Origin of the sequence: Pseudoalteromonas sp. Isolate3, assembly GCF_022398505.1 — a bacterium.
Lineage (GTDB): Bacteria > Pseudomonadota > Gammaproteobacteria > Enterobacterales > Alteromonadaceae > Pseudoalteromonas > Pseudoalteromonas apostichopi.
Map to the genome: position 1 here is coordinate 1 of NZ_JAKEVN010000047.1, position 16,938 is coordinate 16,938.

14 protein-coding genes are annotated in these 16,938 nt (G+C 40.5%); 6 read left to right on the forward strand and 8 right to left on the reverse strand.

Annotated elements, in window-relative coordinates:
* Nucleotides 1–133 precede the first annotated feature (133 nt).
* From L1D46_RS10930 to adk, 3 genes are all read left to right on the forward strand, one after another.
* A complete protein-coding gene (locus L1D46_RS10930; RefSeq protein ID WP_239977552.1) occupies nt 134–814 on the forward strand; it encodes an HNH endonuclease in 681 nt (226 codons plus the stop codon).
* A gap of 684 nt (nt 815–1,498) precedes the next feature.
* Nucleotides 1,499–3,421, forward strand: coding sequence for a molecular chaperone HtpG (gene htpG, locus L1D46_RS10935; RefSeq protein WP_239977557.1), 1,923 nt, complete (start codon nt 1,499–1,501; stop codon nt 3,419–3,421).
* Between the two features lie 179 nt (nt 3,422–3,600).
* The gene (gene adk, locus L1D46_RS10940; protein ID WP_036967590.1) at nt 3,601–4,245 is read left to right on the forward strand and encodes an adenylate kinase; all 645 of its coding nucleotides are present in this window, start codon (nt 3,601–3,603) and stop codon (nt 4,243–4,245) included.
* Nucleotides 4,246–4,325: 80 nt separating this feature from the next.
* Here adk and tpx read toward each other — a convergent pair whose 3' ends face one another.
* On the reverse strand, nt 4,326–4,907 hold the full coding sequence (tpx, locus tag L1D46_RS10945) for a thiol peroxidase (RefSeq protein ID WP_130051262.1): 582 nt from the start codon (nt 4,905–4,907) through the stop codon (nt 4,326–4,328).
* Nucleotides 4,908–5,112: 205 nt separating this feature from the next.
* Here tpx and L1D46_RS10950 point away from each other — a divergent pair, with 205 nt between their 5' ends.
* On the forward strand, nt 5,113–6,117 hold the full coding sequence (locus L1D46_RS10950) for a response regulator (protein ID WP_130051263.1): 1,005 nt from the start codon (nt 5,113–5,115) through the stop codon (nt 6,115–6,117).
* Nucleotides 6,118–6,120: 3 nt separating this feature from the next.
* Entirely contained in the window at nt 6,121–7,083 is a 963-nt protein-coding gene (locus tag L1D46_RS10955) for a diguanylate cyclase (protein ID WP_130051264.1), read from the forward strand.
* A 50-nt stretch (nt 7,084–7,133) separates the two neighbouring features.
* Here the strand turns inward: L1D46_RS10955 and L1D46_RS10960 are convergent, their stop codons facing one another.
* From L1D46_RS10960 to L1D46_RS10980, 5 genes are all read right to left on the reverse strand, one after another.
* Nucleotides 7,134–8,015: a universal stress protein gene (locus L1D46_RS10960; RefSeq protein ID WP_130051265.1), complete on the reverse strand. Its 882-nt coding sequence runs from the start codon at nt 8,013–8,015 to the stop codon at nt 7,134–7,136.
* Nucleotides 8,016–8,020: 5 nt separating this feature from the next.
* On the reverse strand, nt 8,021–9,535 hold the full coding sequence (locus L1D46_RS10965) for a SpoVR family protein (protein WP_130051266.1): 1,515 nt from the start codon (nt 9,533–9,535) through the stop codon (nt 8,021–8,023).
* 20 nt (nt 9,536–9,555) lie between these two features.
* Nucleotides 9,556–10,842: a YeaH/YhbH family protein gene (locus L1D46_RS10970; protein WP_239977553.1), complete on the reverse strand. Its 1,287-nt coding sequence runs from the start codon at nt 10,840–10,842 to the stop codon at nt 9,556–9,558.
* A 26-nt stretch (nt 10,843–10,868) separates the two neighbouring features.
* Nucleotides 10,869–12,791 carry a PrkA family serine protein kinase gene (locus tag L1D46_RS10975; RefSeq protein WP_239977554.1) on the reverse strand — a complete coding sequence of 641 codons (1,923 nt, stop codon included), beginning with the start codon at nt 12,789–12,791 and terminating at the stop codon, nt 10,869–10,871.
* A gap of 239 nt (nt 12,792–13,030) precedes the next feature.
* Nucleotides 13,031–13,612, reverse strand: a complete 582-nt coding sequence (locus L1D46_RS10980) for a Fe-Mn family superoxide dismutase (RefSeq protein ID WP_054551537.1) — start codon at nt 13,610–13,612, stop codon at nt 13,031–13,033.
* A 264-nt stretch (nt 13,613–13,876) separates the two neighbouring features.
* Here L1D46_RS10980 and L1D46_RS10985 point away from each other — a divergent pair, with 264 nt between their 5' ends.
* Entirely contained in the window at nt 13,877–14,215 is a 339-nt protein-coding gene (locus tag L1D46_RS10985) for a Grx4 family monothiol glutaredoxin (protein ID WP_054551536.1), read from the forward strand.
* Nucleotides 14,216–14,283: 68 nt separating this feature from the next.
* Here the strand turns inward: L1D46_RS10985 and L1D46_RS10990 are convergent, their stop codons facing one another.
* Together L1D46_RS10990 and L1D46_RS10995 are read right to left on the reverse strand one after the other, a co-directional pair.
* Nucleotides 14,284–15,585 (reverse strand): ATP-binding protein, encoded by a 1,302-nt coding sequence (locus L1D46_RS10990; RefSeq protein WP_239977555.1) that lies wholly within the window; start codon nt 15,583–15,585, stop codon nt 14,284–14,286.
* Nucleotides 15,585–16,913 (reverse strand): sigma-54 dependent transcriptional regulator, encoded by a 1,329-nt coding sequence (locus L1D46_RS10995; protein ID WP_178927126.1) that lies wholly within the window; start codon nt 16,911–16,913, stop codon nt 15,585–15,587. Before L1D46_RS10995 ends, L1D46_RS10990 begins: the two co-directional genes overlap by 1 nt.
* Nucleotides 16,914–16,938: the final 25 nt, after the last annotated feature.

Consider the following 16,938-nt stretch of genomic DNA (forward strand, 5'->3'; position numbering starts at 1 on the left):
CAGATGGAATGCCCTTAAAGGATAAATAATGGAAAAAATAAGCATTTTTAATTTATAACTGAGGGCAAATTTAAAAGTACACAAAATAACGAACCATAGTCAACAAATTTTAAGTGTTTTAAAGGGAATTTATATGAAACTGTTCATTTTTTTATCGTTATCCATGATTTCATTATCATCTGCTGCTCATAGTGGACGAACAAATTCAGAAGGCTGTCACAATGACCGAAAAAATAGTGGCTATCATTGTCATGGCGTAAAGAAAAAAGCTTATACAAACAAATCTACTTCAGTAATCACACCTACTTCTCCACCAGTTCTAACAAGTTACAACAGAAAAGATTGGCCTCACTGGGTAGATGCAGACTCTGACTGCCAAGACACTCGAGCTGAGATACTGATCCGCGACTCTCGAGCTCCTGTAAAATTCAAAAGAAAGAAAGGCTGTAATGTTTCATGGGGCGAATGGTTAGATCCATATACTTTACAGGTTTTTACTAAAGCATCTGATTTAGACATTGATCATATAGTTCCTTTAGCTCATGCACATGAAACGGGCGCGGCCAACTGGACTCGAGAACAAAAGCGGGTTTTTGCGAATGATTTTGAAAACTTATTAGCAGTTGAAGATAATTCAAATCAAGCTAAAGGCTCTAAATCACCATTAGAATGGATGCCGGAAAATAAGGCATTTCACTGTGAGTATTTAGAAAAGTGGTTGAGGGTTAAAATTAAGTACAATCTATATCTTTCTGAGAGAGAATCTAAATTTGTGATGGGTAAAGTTTATGAATGTAGAGAGCTAGCGAAGTAACTAAATTTTACTAGCTTGCTATAATAAATAATGCGTTCTACGGAGTCTTAGACTTTTGTTCTTTGATAACTGTGAAAAAGTAGAGCGCATAACCTATCCAAGACATAAAAAATGATAGCAAAAACCAAATTAGTTTATGGATACCTTTCTCTTTGCTAGAGAACAAAGCAAGTAAGCAGGGCGCAATCACGAAAAAAAATGGGATTATTAAAATTATAATTTGCCATATACTGATACCACCAAGTTCCATTCTTAACTTCTTTTAATAATATTTTTAGAAGTACCAAATCCTACTACCAATTAAAAAAATTTCCTATAAATACGAGGACTAAGCATATAAGGCCTAATAGAATTATCAAGCCTTCTTGCTTCTCTCTCCATTTATCTGAACCAAGATTAAAGCAAGCTAGCCCTAACAGAAAAACTGGCCCACCTAAAAGTATGCTAACATTTTCGGTCAAAGCGCAGCTAGAGATCACTAAAAACAGCATCAAGACAATGTGCATTCTTTATCCACTTGTATTAAGGTGTTTTTAAAGTTAGTTGAGCGTTCAGCTTAAGTCTACGTGCTTTTTATTTCTGTTAGCACTTGAATTGTCTACCTAGTGACACAATATTCGATTCAGAAGCGAAAGCTTAACAATTGAAATGTGTACCAAACTGTGTACCAAAAGTGTTAAAGGTATTACCATGGCAGAACAAAAAGACATTACAAAACATGAATTTGGCTCAGATACGGGCAAGTTACTACATCTAATGATTCATTCTCTTTACTCTAATAAAGAGATTTTTCTACGTGAGCTTGTATCAAACGCCTCAGATGCGGCAGATAAATTACGTTTCCTTGCGCTTTCTAATGGCGATTTATATGAAAATGATGCGGAACTAAAAGTACGTATCAGTGCTGATAAAGAAGCAAACACGGTCACCATTACTGATAACGGTATTGGTATGAGCCGTGAAGATGTGATTAATTCACTAGGTACCATTGCAAAATCTGGCACTGCAGAGTTTTTCCAAAACCTAACAGGCGACCAAAGCAAAGATTCACAATTGATTGGTCAATTTGGTGTTGGTTTTTACTCAGCATTTATCGTTGCTGACAAAGTAACAGTGCGTACTCGTAAAGCAGGTGAAAGCCAAGGTATTGAATGGCAATCTGCAGGTGAAGGTGAGTACACATTACAAGAGATTGATAAACCATCACGCGGTACCGAAATTATTCTTCACCTTCGTGAAGACGAAACAGAGTTTGCTGATGAGTTCCGTTTACGTAGTATCGTAACTAAATACTCTGATCATATTTCGATTCCTGTTGAAATGTATAAAGCAGAAGTACCTGAATCTGAAGGTCCTGATGGCGAGAAGATTCCAGCACAGCCAGGCGAGTGGGAAGGTATTAACCGCGCGACAGCACTATGGACTCGTGATAAGTCAGAAGTAACAGACGAAGAGTACAAAGAGTTTTATAAGCATATCGGTCATGATTGGGAAGAGCCACTAAGCTGGGCACATAACAAGGTTGAAGGTAAAACAGAATACACTAGCCTGTTATACATCCCGAAAAAAGCACCTTTCGATTTATGGAACCGTGAGCGTCAATCAGGTTTAAAACTGTATGTGCAACGCGTTTTCATTATGGATGACGCAGAGCAGTTCATGCCAAGCTACCTACGTTTTGTGAAAGGTTTACTTGATTCAAACGACTTACCACTTAACGTGTCGCGTGAAATCTTGCAAGACAACAAAGTAACACAGGCAATCCGTAAAGGTTGTACATCGCGCGTACTTAAAATGCTCGAGCGCATGGCGAAAAACCGCGAAGAAGATTATCAATCTTTCTGGAACGAATTTGGTCAGGTGTTAAAAGAAGGCCCAGCGGAAGATATGGCAAATAAAGAAGCCATTGCTAAGCTACTGCGTTTCGCTTCTACACATACTGACGAAAGCACACAAAATGTATCGCTTGAACAATACATTGAGCGTATGAAGCCAGAGCAAGATAAGATTTACTATGTCGTTGCTGATTCATTCGCTGCAGCGAAAAACTCACCACACTTAGAGATCTTCCGTAAGAAGGGCATCGAAGTATTGCTACTAAGTGACCGTGTTGATGAGTGGATGATGAGCTACTTAACAGAGTTCAACGAAAAGTCATTCCAGTCAATTACCCGTGGTGACTTAGATTTAGGCAACATGGATGACGAAGAAACGAAAAAAGCGCAAGAAGAGTCAGAAAAAGAAGTTGCAGGCCTAGTTGAGCGCATTAAAACTGCACTAGGTGATAACGTTAAAGACGTACGCTTTACGCATCGTCTAACGGACTCTCCTGCATGTGTTGTTGCTGATGAGCATGATATGAGCTCACAAATGCAAAAGTTAATGGAATCAGTTGGTCAAACTGTGCCTGAGCAAAAGCCAATTTTTGAGCTTAACCCAGAGCATCAGCTTGTTAAACACTTAAATGTTGAACAAGATGAAGACAAGTTTGCCCAGTGGTCACAAGTACTTCTAGATCAAGCACTACTCGCTGAGCGCGGAACTTTAAAAGACCCTGCAGGCTTTGTAACTCGTTTGAATAATCTTATGCTAGATTTAAGCAAATAAGCGTTTTAGCATAATGAGTTGGAAAAGGGAGCAAGGCTCCCTTTTTTATTGCCGCTAATATAGGCAATTGGTATAAGTTACTTGAGGTATAGCCTTAGTTGTGGAAGAATTCAGGCTCTAAAAACAAAACTCCACTGATCGACCATTTTTAAGATTAGTATCACACAGAGGACAATGATATGCGCATTATTCTTTTGGGCGCGCCGGGTGCAGGTAAAGGTACTCAAGCTCAGTTTTTGATGGACAAATACGGTATTCCACAAATTTCTACGGGCGATATGCTGCGTGCAGCAATCAAAGAAGGTACACCACTTGGTCTTGAAGCTAAAAAAGTAATGGATGCAGGTCAATTAGTATCTGACGAAATTATTATCGGTCTAGTTAAAGAGCGCATCGCTAAGCCAGATTGCGAAAAAGGTTTCTTACTAGATGGTTTCCCTCGTACTATTCCTCAAGCAGATGCAATGAAAGAGAATGGCGTGGTAGTTGATCACGTTATCGAATTTGACGTTGCTGACGAAATCATCGTTGAGCGTATGGGCGGCCGTCGCGTACACCCTGGTTCTGGTCGTGTTTATCACGTTGTTTATAATCCACCTAAAGTTGATGGCAAAGATGACATCACAGGTGAAGATCTAATCATTCGTGATGACGATACTGAAGAAACAGTACGTAAGCGTTTAGGTATTTACCACGACCAAACTAAACCATTAGTTGATTACTACCAAGCTGAAGCAAAAGCAGGCAACACTCAGTACCACAAATTAGACGGTACTCAAGCTGTTGAAGCTGTTAGCCAACAACTTGGTGAGCTACTAGGTTAATTTACCTTTTAGAATCACAAAWAAAAAACCGCCTCTGGGCGGTTTTTTTGTGTCTGTCTCACTGCAAGTAAAATTGCGCTTTACAGTTTCTTTAATGCCGCAATGGCACCGTCGTAATCAGGCTCTTTTGATAAATTATCAACTAGCTGCTTATAAACGATGTTATGTTCTTTATCTAACACAAACACCGCACGGGTTAATAAGCCCATATCTTTGATAATCAAACCGTAGTTCTTACCAAAGTCACGCCACACTGAGTCAGACAAAGTCACCACTTTGTCGATATTTTCGGCTTTACAAAAACGCTTTTGTGCAAACGGTAAATCTGCGCTTAAGGTAAGCATAGCAACACTTGGGTACTCAGTAGCTACTTTTTCATTAAAGTGTTTGGTTTGAATACTACACACACCCGTATCTAAACTTGGCACTACGCTTAAAAGCACTGCTTGACCTTGGTAGTTATCTAGTGTGACAGGTGTAAAGCTGCCATCTACTACTTTAAAATTAGGCGCTTTTTGACCAACTTCAACACCTTGACCTAGTAAAGTGACCGGCTTAGATTGGGCAGAAACCTTACCTGCATCTAAACTATTTTCTGATAAATCACCAGCATAACTAAACGTGCATACAGCACCTAGTGCAAATATTAGCGGACGTAACATAATAAGATTCCTTCAAATTAACGCATTTAACATCAGTGTATTATACTCATAGAGTGGCTCAAAGGATTAGTACAATTTAAAATTGTAAATAACCAATAGTTTGATTAACATGTGTTCGTGAACCGATTTTTTATATAGAAAAATAATAATAAAGTTACTGGCACTAGTTAGTATCTAGTTAAAAGTGCGTATTTAGAGAGAAGGTATGTCAACATCGGTATTAGTTTGTGATGATTCAAAGTTAGCACGTCGACAATTAGCGCGCTCTTTACCCGATGATTGGGATATTAAAGTTGAGTTCGCTGAAAATGGTGTGCACTGTATTGAGCAGATTAAAAAAATTCAGCCAGAAATTCTATTTCTCGATTTAAACATGCCTGAAATGGATGGCTATGAAGTGCTTCAAGCCATTCAAGAACAGGACCTTCATGTTCTCACCGTGGTTGTGTCTGGTGATATTCAACCTAATGCGCATCAACGAGTGCTAGAGTTAGGTGCCATCGACTTTATTCAAAAACCTTGCTCTGCGGAAAAGCTCGCTAATATCATCGAACACCATGGTATTAAAGATAAAGCCATGCGTGAGCGCCTTGCTAATAAGCTAGGTGAGCAAGTTGACCCTGATGTCCGTGATATCTATCAAGAGCTCACTAACGTCGCTATGGGGCAAGCAGGGGACTTATTAGCGCGTCTTCTTAATGTATTCGTAAAGCTGCCTATCCCTAATGTAAATGTATTAGAAGTAAATGAGCTTGATATGGCTCTGCGCTCTATTGATGCTAATGCAACTACATCGGGTGTATGCCAAGGTTTTATCGGCGGTGGAGTATCTGGCGAAGCATTACTACTTTTAAACGATTCAAGTTTTAAAGAAATCGCGTCATTGATGAATTACGAAGGTGAGCTAAACGATAATGTCGAGCTTGAGCTGTTAATGGATGTGAGCAACATTCTGATCGGTGCGATTTTATCAGGGCTTTCTAAACAGCTCGATATGCGTTTTAGCCAAGGTCATCCTGTGGTGCTAGGGCAGCATTGTGATGTCACCGATTTAGTAAAAGCCAATAAATCTCGCTGGCAACGAACACTGGCGATTGAGATCAGCTATGGCATCGAAAATCACAATATTAACTGTGATTTGATGTTGCTGTTCACTGAGGACTCACTTAAAACCCTTAAGTACAAAGTAGCTTATTTATTAGAAGACTAAACTATGCCTGCAGCCGATTTTAATATGAATGAACTCCATTGGTTAATGGATATGTTTAATACCGTTGATGTAGGCCTAGTAGTGCTCGATAGAGACTACAAAGTATGCATCTGGAATGGTTTTATGGAAAACCATTCAGGCTTGCTACCAAGCGCGGTGAAAGATAAAGATCTGTTTGATTTATTTCCATCAATTGATGAAAAGTGGTTTCGCAGTAAATCAGAGTCTGTGTTCATACTAAATAATCGTTCATTTACTATTTGGGAGCAGCAGCCATATATTTTCCGTTTCAAAAACTACCGCCCAATTACCGGTAAAGCGGATCATATGTATCAAAATGCTACCTTTATTCCGCTGACAACGACCACAGGTGAAGTGTCGCATATCTGTATCATTATTTATGATGTAACGGATGAAGCTGTAAACAAAAAAGAGCTAGAAGAAGCCAACAGTAAGCTTGAACAAATGAGTCGAACAGATGCGCTGACTAAACTGACCAACCGTGGTTATTGGGAAGAAAAATTACGTAAAGAGTATATGCGTATTGTTCGCAGTGGCGGGTGTAGCAGTTTGTTGATGTTTGATATTGATCATTTTAAAAAGGTTAATGATGAGCATGGCCATCGCGGAGGTGATGAGGCGTTGCGTCATATTGCTGACCTTCTGCGTAAGACTTTGCGTGAAACCGATTTAGCTGGCCGCTATGGTGGTGAAGAGTTTGCGGTAACCTTGCTAGATACTGATCATGAAGGTGCGCATATTTTTGCTGAGCGATTAAGAACACTGATTGAGAACTCATCAATATACTTTGATGGCAAACAAATTCAACTGACGGTCAGTATTGGTTTTGCCTGCTTTGACGAAAAGTTTGATCGCTACGAAAAGTGGGTTGAAGCGGCAGATAAAGCCTTGTATCACTCTAAAGAAAATGGCCGTAACATGGTTACTGCTTATACAGATTTATAAAAAGGGGCAAAAGCCCCTTTTTTATACTAATTTTCTTAAGATTTTGCCGATTAAATGCCAAGTGGCGGTAAAACGAGAATATCTGTTTTAAGTAGCTTCATGACCTTTTCAGCAGTATTACCAATTAAATGACCTTTAATACCTGTATTACCAACCGAGCCCATAATCACTAAATCAGCATTTAATTTTGCTGCAACACTTGGAATCACTTGTTCAACCACACCAGCTTTGATTTTTAGTTTTTCTTTTAAGTCGTGCGCTTCAATTAAGGTACGCTGCGCGACGGGGAGTTTTTCAAAAGCATTTGTCACTTGTTCATCTGAAAATACAATGCCTAAATCACGTAAAAATGGTGACACGTGCACGGTATAACACGCATAAAATTCGCTTTCGTAGTCTTTAGCATAGGCCAAACCTGCTTTAATAATTGCCTCGTTTAAACAGTATTTAGTGGCTTTTTCGCTGCCTAAATCAAGAGCCGCGAGTACATTGGTATTGTTACGCCATTTGTTATCGGCGGCTAGGTAAAGGGGGAGTGGGCTAAAACGGATAAGCTGCCAATCTAGTTCGCTAAATTGCGTTTCTTCGTCAATGTGACGGGTTTTAATCACCATATCATAGTTTGACGTATCAAGCTCATTTGCAAGCCACTGTACTGGGCTTTCATGCCACAGGTTTTGCAATGTATAACTGCCGTCATCTAGATGCTCACTGATCAGAGGGCTAAGCGCTGCACGGACTTTAGCGAGTTCTTTGTCTTGTATCGCAAGCGCTTCATCTGGTGGAATAGAGAATAAAATGTTATTGGTATCTTCATAACTAAAAGCAACAAGATCAATATGCTTAACGCCTTTGGCTTTTTGCTTTGCATGTAAAATAGACGTTTTAGCATCGGCTATTGAGTCGATGATCACCAGTATTTTTTTATTCATTTTGGCTACTCTGTTGTGTGTCGGGTATCACTGCTTGGGCATTCACCCAGTAATGAAACTTCACCTGTTGAGGTTTCTTGTTCCAGTTTTACCTTAAAGCCCCATAGCCTGTAAAGGTGTTTTAGCACTTCATCTTTTGATTTAGCTAAGGGAATATTGTTATGGGGGACATAGCGCAGAGTTAATGAACGATCTCCTCTGATATCAACGTTATAGACTTGAATATTTGGCTCGAGATTACTTAAGTTATATTGAGCCGAAAGCGTTTCACGAACTTGTTGATAACCTAGCTCATCATGAATTGCCCCCACATTAAGAGTCGGTTCTTTTTCATGGTCAATAATGGTAAATAATTTAAAATCACGAATTATTTTCGGCGATAAAAACTGGCTTATAAAGCTCTCGTCTTTAAAGTTTTGCATTGCGAAATGCAGCGTCTCTAACCAATCGCTGCCTGCATATTCAGGGAACCACTTTTTATCTTCATCAGTTGGGTTTTCACACATTCTGCGGATATCAACCATCATGTTAAAGCCAAGGGCATAAGGGTTTATACCTGAATAATAGTTACTGTTGTATGGTGGTTGATACACTACATTTGTATGGCTTTGTAAAAACTCGAGCATAAAGGCATCTGTGAGTTTTCCTTCATCGTAAAGGTGGTTCAAAATGGTGTAATGCCAAAATGTTGCCCAGCCCTCATTCATAACTTGAGTTTGTTTTTGTGGATAAAAATATTGAGAAATCTTACGAACAATACGGATGACTTCCCGTTGCCATGACTCAAGCAGCGGGGCATTTTTCTCGATGAAGTACAAAATGTTTTCTTGTGGCTCATCAGGAAAGCGGCGCTCACGCTTTTTAGACTCTTGCTGTGAGGTTGGAATAGTACGCCAAAGTTCATTCACTTGTGATTGTAGGTAATCTTCACGTTCTTGTTGGCGCTTTTGTTCTTCATACAGTGAAATTCGTTGCGGGCGCTTGTAACGGTCTACACCATAATTCATAAGGGCATGACATGAATCAATCAGGTTTTCGACCTCGGTAATGCCGTATTTTTCTTCGCATTTAGCTATGTAATTTTTTGCAAATAACAAGTAATCGATAATTGAGCTGGCATCGGTCCAGGTTTTAAATAAGTAATTACCTTTAAAAAACGAGTTGTGGCCATAGCAAGCATGAGCCATTACCAAAGCTTGCATTGGTAGGGTATTTTCTTCCATTAAATAAGCAATACAAGGGTCTGAGTTAATAACAATTTCATAAGCGAGGCCCATTTGTCCTCGTTTATAGTTTTGTTCTGTTTGAATGAATTTTTTACCATACGACCAGTGGCTGTAGCCAATCGGCATCCCTACACTGGAATAGGCATCCATCATTTGTTCTGCGGTGATCACCTCAATTTGATTTGGGTAGGTATCGAGTTTATAAATTTTCGCAACCCGCTCAATCTCAGTTTGATACTCTGCTAATAAATCAAATGTCCAATCAGGACCGTCACTAATACGTTTATCGGCCATACTTTACCTCACTCGCAAGGCTATGCGGCGCCTTGCTGCTGACGATTCTTTTTAAATAATTCACGGAAAATAGGGTAAATGTCCTCAACGCCCCGGATATGTTGCATTGCAAAATTGTCGTGGGTTTGCGCTATCGACTGATACTCTCGCCACAAGCTTTGATGGGCACGGGCTGTAATTTCGATGTAGGCGTAATAGCGCACCGCCTTTAGTAGTTTATTACGTAAAATTTCGCCACAGTTCGGTGAGTCGTCTGCCCAGTTGTCGCCATCAGAGGCTTGTGCTGCATAAATGTTCCACTCTTCTGGGTTGTAGCGATCAGCGATAATTTCGTTCATTAGCTTTAATGCGCTCGATACAATTGTGCCACCCGTTTCCTGAGAATAGAAAAACTCTTGCTCATCTACTTCTTTCGCTTGGGTATGATGGCGAATATAGACGACTTCTATATTTTTGTAGCTGCGGGTTAGAAATTGATAAAGCAAAATATAAAAGCGTTTTGCCATATCTTTAGTAGCTTGGTCCATCGAACCTGAGACATCCATTAAGCAAAACATCACTGCTTTGCTTGTAGGATGTGGCTGTTTTTCATAATTACGAAAACGTAGGTCATAATTATCAATAAATGGCACTGCGTTAATGCGACTTTGTAGTTCCTCAATTTGACGTTCGAGTAACGCAATGGCAGCTTTGTCTGGTTCTTCCTCTGCTTTTAGCAGCGCTAACTGACCTTCAAGCTCAGCAAGGTGGCGCTTTTTGCCTGCGGTCATTGCTACTCTGCGAGCAAGTGAGCCTTGTAATGAGCGCACTATATCAATATTGCTTGGCATGCCATCATTACAAAAACCTGCACGATGGGTTTTCATTTGTACGAGTTTATCTAGCTGATTTTGTTGTAGGTTAGGCAGTTCAAGATCTTCGAACAGTAAGTCTAAGTATTCATCCTTTGAAATAGAGAATACAAAGTCATCTTGTCCTTCACCCGAGTCACTGGCTTCACCTTCGCCACTGCCTCCACCTTGACCAGCCCCTTGCGGCCGCTTGATTTTATCGCCCGTAGAGAATTGATCATTACCTGGGTGGATTTGTTCGCGGTCACCGCCACGTCCTTGATGAAAAATAGGTTCACTGATATCACGTTGCGGAATAGAAATACTCTCGCCGCTGGTAGTATCGGTTACGCTACGCTTATTAATGGCATCAGATACCGCTTCTTTAATCTGTTTCTTATAACGCCTGATGAACCGTTGACGATTCAAGGTACTTTTGTTTTTTCCATTCAGGCGTCGGTCAATAAAATGCGCCATAACAACCCCCTTAAAACAAACGTTTTTTACTGCGATTTTCTAACGCGTAAATACCATTCAGAAAGTAAACGTACTTGTTTTTGGGTATAGCCTTTCTCAACCATACGATTGACAAAGTCTTCGTGTTTTTTCTGATCTTCAGCCGAGGTTTTCGCATTGAAAGAAATAACAGGCAGTAGGTCTTCAGTGTTTGAGAACATTTTTTTCTCAATAACAGTGCGAAGTTTTTCGTAACTGGTCCAAAGCGGGTTCTTGCCTTGGTTGTGTGCACGCGCACGCAATACAAAGTTGACAATTTCATTACGGAAATCTTTAGGATTTGAAATACCCGCAGGTTTTTCAATCTTCTCAAGCTCTGCATTGAGTGCTGCACGGTCAAATAGCTGGCCTGTATCTGGGTCACGATATTCTTGATCTTGGATCCAGAAATCTGCATAAGTGACGTAACGGTCGAAGATGTTTTGTCCGTATTCAGAATAAGATTCTAAATACGCCGTTTGTAACTCTTTACCGATAAACTCAACGTACTGAGGAATGAGGTAACCTTTTAAGTGGCTTAAGTAACGCTCCTCAACATCGGCAGTAAACTGCTCACGCTCAATTTGCTGCTCCAGCACATAGAATAAGTGCACGGGGTTAGCAGCTACTTCTGTGGTATCGAAGTTAAATACCCGCGATAGAATCTTAAACGCAAAGCGGGTAGATAGCCCTGTCATGCCTTCATCAACACCGGCGTAGTCGCGGTATTCTTGATACGACTTAGCTTTAGGGTCGGTGTCTTTTAAGCTTTCGCCATCATAGACTCGCATTTTTGAATAAATGCTTGAGTTTTCTGGCTCTTTAATCCGCGAAAGTGTGGTAAATTGCGCCAGTGTCTTTAATGTGCCGGGTGCACATGGTGCATCATGTAACTCACTGTTTTCAATTAGTTTATTGTAAATTTTAACTTCTTCAGACACACGTAAACAATAAGGTACTTTGACGATGTAAACACGGTCTAAAAATGCTTCATTATTTTTGTTGTTCTTAAATGTTTGCCACTCAGATTCATTTGAGTGAGCTAATATCATGCCATTAAACGGTAGGGCACTAATACCTTCTGTGCCGTTGTAGTTGCCTTCTTGAGTGGCTGTAAGCAGTGGGTGTAGCACCTTGATTGGCGCTTTAAACATTTCCACAAACTCCATTAAGCCTTGGTTTGCTAAGCAAAGGGCACCAGAGTATGCATATGCATCAGGGTCGTTTTGCGCAAAGTGCTCTAGCTGGCGAATATCTACTTTACCTACCAAAGCTGAAATATCTTGATTGTTTTCATCGCCCGGTTCTGTTTTGGCAATTGCGATTTGATTTAAAATTGATGGGTAGCGCTTAACTACTCTGAATTGGCTAATATCACCATTAAACTCACTTAAGCGTTTTGCAGCCCATGGTGACATCACTGTTTTTAAATAACGTGGCTTAATACCGTATTCTTTTTCTAAAAGCTCAGCGTCTTCATTTGGGTCAAATAACGCTAGAGGGTGGTCGTTGACGGGCGAGCCTTTTATTGAGTAAATTGGTACTTGTTGCATTAAATATTTAAGCTTTTCAGCAATTGATGATTTACCACCACCTACTGGGCCAAGTAAATACAGCACTTGCTTACATTCTTCTAAGCCCTGCGCAGCATGCTTTAAGTAAGAGACGATTTGTTCAATGGCATCTTCCATACCATAAAAATCGTGAAATGCAGGGTAGCGTGCAACTACGCGATTTGAAAACAGCCTGCTTAAGCGCGCATCGGTCGATGTGTCGATAATTTCCGGCTCACCGATCGCCATCAATAGACGTTCAGGTGCGCTGGCATAAGCTGATTTATCCTTCTTACAGATTTCGAGAAATTCCTCAATACTGTATTCTTCTTCTTGCGCTGCTTCGTATCGTGATTGGTAATGCTCAAAAATACTCATAGAGACCTCCGAAAACCCGCTAAAATGACGTGTAATTAGATTAAGAGAAAAGCAAAGGCTAATTAAAGCTTAGTCACGATTTTGAATTTTTGCGCAAGAAAATTAAGAATTTAATTGAAAAAAGCTCATCTTGATTACGCTTTTTGGCTGAGGACTTGGCTGCGACTTAGAGGGGGCGTGCAATGGCAATAAAAAAGACGCCGAAGCGTCTTTTTTGGATTACTGTTAGTAACAGAAGATTAAGCGAAGTTAGCGTTCGCGAAGTCCCAGTTAACTAATGCCCAGAAACCTTTTAGGTAATCTGGACGAACGTTACGGTAATCGATGTAGTAAGCGTGTTCCCAAAGATCCACAGTTAGGATTGGTGTAACACCTTCATCAGTTAATGGAGTTGCAGCATTTGACGTGTTTACGATATCAAGTGTGCCGTCAGCTAGTTTAACTAACCAAGTCCAGCTTGAACCAAAGTTGTTTACTGCTTTATCGTTTAACGCTTCTTTGAATGCGTCGAAAGAACCCCATTTAGCATTGATCGCGTCAGCGATTGCGCCAGTAGGCTCGCCACCACCGTTTGGAGATAGGCTGTTCCAGTAGAAAGTGTGGTTCCAGATTTGTGCAGCATTGTTAAATACGCCACCTTCTGAAGAACATACGATTTCTTCTAGAGATTTGTTTTCGAATTCTGTGCCTGGGATCAGACCGTTTAATTTCACAACGTAAGTGTTGTGGTGTTTACCGTGGTGAAACTCTAGAGTCTCTTTTGAAATATGTGGCTCTAATGCATCGATTGCGTATGGTAGTGACGGTAGTTCAAATGCCATTTTTTATCTCCATCTTCTTGGTTGATAGTCCACTCAGTTATAGGTAATAGCAAGGTAAACAGCGTACTTCCCTATACCAAGTGGTATTATAGTGTTACTATAATTGTTGAGTATTTTACTCAAGTTTTAGCAAACAGCAATGCTATTGCTAAAGACTATTTAAAATTGTGGCTACGAATGCCGATTTTAAGTTATATATCTGAGGCCACAGTGAAACTTTTTCAAGGCCAATGTAGTAAGCCAATGTCTTTTTTGAGGTTGTAAATGGAAACCATCGATAAAATTAAACAGCAAATTTCTGAAAATCCAATCCTTCTTTACATGAAGGGATCACCAAAGTTACCTAACTGTGGTTTTTCTTCACAAGCATCACAAGCACTTATGGCATGTGGTGAGCAGTTTGCTTACGTTGACATTCTACTTAACCCAGACATCCGTGCAGAGTTACCTGCATACGCAAACTGGCCAACATTCCCACAACTTTGGGTAGAAGGCGAGCTTATCGGTGGTTGTGACATTATCATCGAAATGTTTCAGCGTGGTGAATTACAACCACTAATTACTGAAACAGCTGCAAAGTACAAAGAAAAAGACGCTGAATAATCGAATTTAGTGTAGAAAAAAGCCGCTGATTGCGGCTTTTTTTATACCAATATTATTGCTTATAGGTATTATGCGGGTAATAAAACATGCACGCTTAAGCCACCTTGCTCGCGGTTGTGTAAGCTAATTTGCCCGTGGTGTGCTTCAACTATTTCTCTGCAAAGTGCTAAACCTAGGCCACTACCAGTTGTCTTGGTTGAATAGAAGGGGATAAGCGCATTAGCCATCACAGCTTCACTCATGCCTTTGCCTTTGTCGCTCACTGTGATGTGAGTGCCGTTTGCTTCTTGTTGCACAGTTAAATTGATATCTTCAGGGTTAGAACCTGATTCATAGGCATTTTTTAATAGGTTGATCAGTAATTGTTCTAGTTGTGTGTGATCAGCTTCAGTTGTTACACCCTCATCAAGTGATACATCAACCTGCCACTGGCTTTTTAGCTGTTCAATAAGAGTATGCCAGTTAACCGTCGATAGTTGCGGTGTTGGTAACTTGGCAAATTTGCCATAACCTTGCACAAACTCATTAAGATGCTTGATGCGGTCCTCAATGGTAGTAAAGACCCGCTTCAAGCGTGGCTCGTCGACTTCTTTAGTTAATAACTGAGCGCTATGAAGCATGGATGACATTGGGCCGAGTGAGTTATTCAGCTCATGACTAATGATGCGAATGACTTTTTTCCACACTTCAACTTCTTGGCGGCTTAGCTCGCGAGTGAGCTGTTTAAATACAAACAGTTGGTGAAACTGATTATTAAGTAATAATCGGCCTGTCGCCATATGCCAAGTTTGCGATTCTTGGTCTTCTTTATCAAGGGTAAATAAACCATCGACCCCTTTGTGAATCGCGCGCGTTAATTGCTCACAGCTAGATTCTAAAAAGTGTTCAAGTTTAGCGCCTTCAAGAGCTGATTTAGCATCGAGTAAGCTGCGTGCACTGTGGTTGCTATAAACGATAAAACCTTGGTCGTTAGTCAAAAGCACTGCTTGTGGCGAGCTTTGTAAAACTTTATCGAGCATCAGCTCTCGTTGATATATCCATTGTTTTTCTTGGCGAAGCTGTTTTGCAGTTTGGTTATAAAGCCGACATAAATCGCCAAGCTCATCACTGCCCTCATATGCTAATAATGTAGCCAGCTCGCCATCTTTAAAATTAAGTAGCCCGGTTTCGAGAGAGTTCATTCCATCAATGAGCGGGGCAGATAACTGGGCGGCAAAAAGAGCACTTATCAACACGCATGCAAGTAGAGCTAAAATGCTGTAAAACAAGCTTATGCCCGAAAAGTAACAAACCAATATCAGCGGCAATACAGACGCTGTAATACATAAGGTTATGATTTTATATCGAAACGAAAAACGCTGTGTTGTCATTAATAATCAATCTTAAATTTATCAAGTCTACGATAAAGGGCTTGGCGACTTAATCCAAAATGACGAGCCACTTTCGCAATAACACCTTGGTACTCGCGCATGGCAAGTTCAATCTCTTGCTTGCTTGGCTCTGTTCTTGTTTGTGCGGGGCTATTTACTTCAACTTGTAAGCCAAAATCGGCAAGCTCAATCATCCCTGTGGGCTTTAAAACCCCAGCACGTTTACAGGCATTTTCAAGTTCGCGAACATTACCAGGCCAGCTGTGGGCAAGTAGGGCTTTTTCTGTGCTGAGTGAGAATGCTCGCTCAGGTAAAAAGTGTGCGACCAAAGCTAAAATGTCATCTGGGCGATCAGCAAGGCTTGGCAAATTTAACTCAATGACATTCAAACGGTAGTAAAGATCTTCACGAAACTGACCAGTTTTAATTGCATGACTTAAATCTTCATTGGTTGCTGAAATTACCCTAACATTCACTTTGCGTGTTTGTGTTGAACCTAAGCGTTCAAATTCGCCGGTTTGTAAAATGCGTAATAGTTTCATTTGCCCAGACAGTGGCAAGTTACCAATTTCGTCTAAAAATAGGGTGCCACCATCGGCGGCTTCAAAACGACCAATACGCTGTTTAGTAATTCCTGTATACGCACCGGCTTCTGCACCAAATAGCTCAGCTTCGATCAGTTCGCTTGGCAGGGCGCCAGCATTAACAGTGATAAAGGGTTTGTCTGCTAATAATGAATTAGCCTGAATTATTTGTGCAATTCGCTCTTTGCCACTGCCGTTAGGACCTGTGATAAGCACCGAAATATCCGATTTAGCAACTTGAATTGCAAGATTAACAATGTGCTCCATAGCGGTACTTTTATATATAAGACCCACTAAATTAGCGTTATGCACAGATGCATCACGTTCTTGCTGGTGGCGGGTAAAGGTTTCGTTTTGTTGTTTTACTTTACCCAGCTCTATCAGGTTATTTACACAGGTAAGTAACTTGGTATCGTCCCATGGTTTCGGTAGATAATCAGCTGCACCCGCTTTTACGAGTTCAACGGCTGTTGACAGCTCAGTCCATGCGGTAATCAAGATAATTGGTAAATGAGGGTTAATGTCTCGTAAGGCATAAAAGAGCTCTTTGCCTTCTTCGCCTGAGGTTGTGTCGGCGGTAAAGTTCATGTCTTGAATAACAAGCGCAATACGTTGATATTGCACAGCTTGAATTGCCTCAAGAGGATTGCTTGCTGTAACGACCTCAAAATCGTGAATTTCAAGTAATAATGACAACGCATCCAAGATGGCTGGGTTATCATCGACGATAAGTATTTTTTCCATATAATTGTTTTAGTTATTTTCCTAA

Coding starts and splice junctions, on each gene's coding strand:
- L1D46_RS10930 (WP_239977552.1), top strand. CDS start 134: ATGAAACTGTTCATTTTTTTATCGTTATCCATGATTTCATTATCATCT.
- adk (WP_036967590.1), top strand. CDS start 3,601: ATGCGCATTATTCTTTTGGGCGCGCCGGGTGCAGGTAAAGGTACTCAA.
- tpx (WP_130051262.1), bottom strand. CDS start 4,907: ATGTTACGTCCGCTAATATTTGCACTAGGTGCTGTATGCACGTTTAGT.
- L1D46_RS10950 (WP_130051263.1), top strand. CDS start 5,113: ATGTCAACATCGGTATTAGTTTGTGATGATTCAAAGTTAGCACGTCGA.
- L1D46_RS10955 (WP_130051264.1), top strand. CDS start 6,121: ATGCCTGCAGCCGATTTTAATATGAATGAACTCCATTGGTTAATGGAT.
- L1D46_RS10960 (WP_130051265.1), bottom strand. CDS start 8,015: ATGAATAAAAAAATACTGGTGATCATCGACTCAATAGCCGATGCTAAA.
- L1D46_RS10965 (WP_130051266.1), bottom strand. CDS start 9,535: ATGGCCGATAAACGTATTAGTGACGGTCCTGATTGGACATTTGATTTA.
- L1D46_RS10970 (WP_239977553.1), bottom strand. CDS start 10,842: ATGGCGCATTTTATTGACCGACGCCTGAATGGAAAAAACAAAAGTACC.
- L1D46_RS10975 (WP_239977554.1), bottom strand. CDS start 12,791: ATGAGTATTTTTGAGCATTACCAATCACGATACGAAGCAGCGCAAGAA.
- L1D46_RS10980 (WP_054551537.1), bottom strand. CDS start 13,612: ATGGCATTTGAACTACCGTCACTACCATACGCAATCGATGCATTAGAG.
- L1D46_RS10985 (WP_054551536.1), top strand. CDS start 13,877: ATGGAAACCATCGATAAAATTAAACAGCAAATTTCTGAAAATCCAATC.
- L1D46_RS10990 (WP_239977555.1), bottom strand. CDS start 15,585: ATGACAACACAGCGTTTTTCGTTTCGATATAAAATCATAACCTTATGT.
- L1D46_RS10995 (WP_178927126.1), bottom strand. CDS start 16,913: ATGGAAAAAATACTTATCGTCGATGATAACCCAGCCATCTTGGATGCG.